The organism is Methylorubrum zatmanii, from assembly GCF_014845115.1.
GTDB lineage: Bacteria > Pseudomonadota > Alphaproteobacteria > Rhizobiales > Beijerinckiaceae > Methylobacterium > Methylobacterium zatmanii.
This window is the reverse complement of the sequence record NZ_NKUI01000315.1, coordinates 1-787: the sequence shown is the minus strand read 5'-3', so window position 1 is coordinate 787 and position 787 is coordinate 1. Positions and strand designations below refer to the sequence as shown.

Sequence of the window (787 nt, the reverse complement as noted above, 5' to 3'; positions counted from 1 at the left end):
TAGACGTTGGGCAGATCGCCCTCGTCCGGCCCGTCGGGGTTGAGCAGGCCGTGCTTGCTCTGGTCGTGATTCACGTGCGCCTTCGACTTCTCGAACTTCTCCGTATCCGAGCAATCGCCGACCGCGTGGAAATGGATGCCGTGCCAGCCCGGCGGCAGGCCGCCGGCTTGGATCGCCAACCGCATCACCAGGGAGTTGGCCCCGTCGCGGATCATGATCTTGCCGATGGTCTCGCCCTTGGAATTGGCGATCGTGCTCTCGTAGGTCTGCGGCGCGGAGGCCGTATCGGTCTTGGCCGGCGGCGCGGCCGGCTCCTTACCCGGATCCTTGCCGGCCTCCTGCGCGAGGGCCGGCCCGGCCAGGAGACCGAGCAGGGTCGCGGCCAGAGGCAGGCCCCGGGAACAACCCAAGGAGCGATCCAAGGAACGACCCAGGGGAAGGCGTCGGATGGCAGGCGTCGTCGCCCCTCGCATGATGGCACCTCTCATGAGCTGATCGTCTCCGTTACCGGTCCTCACGGTCCGTCCCGCCTCGCCCGCCGCTTGAGGCGGCTCGGGATACGGGCTACCCGGCAGCCTTGGACGGCGGACCGCGCGCTTCCCTACACGAAACCGTTCCTAGTTAAGGCGACACGGCCCCTTTCGACAGGGGAGGCCCGTTCCCACCCCTGACGAAGCAGGCCGGGGCGTTTTCCGGAAGGAGATCCGATGACGGGCGAGCGGATGCGCGCCGACAGGTTCCTGGTCGAGCACGGGCATTTCCGCAGCCGGGCGCAGGCGCAGGCGGC

Annotated in this window: 1 protein-coding gene; it reads right to left on the bottom strand. The window is 68.5% G+C overall.

Annotated features, from left to right (window positions below; genetic code table 11):
* A partial coding sequence (locus tag MZTS_RS24240) for a superoxide dismutase family protein (protein WP_192285858.1) occupies window positions 1-473 on the bottom strand: 473 nt, incomplete at its 3' end.
* Window positions 474-787: the final 314 nt, after the last annotated feature.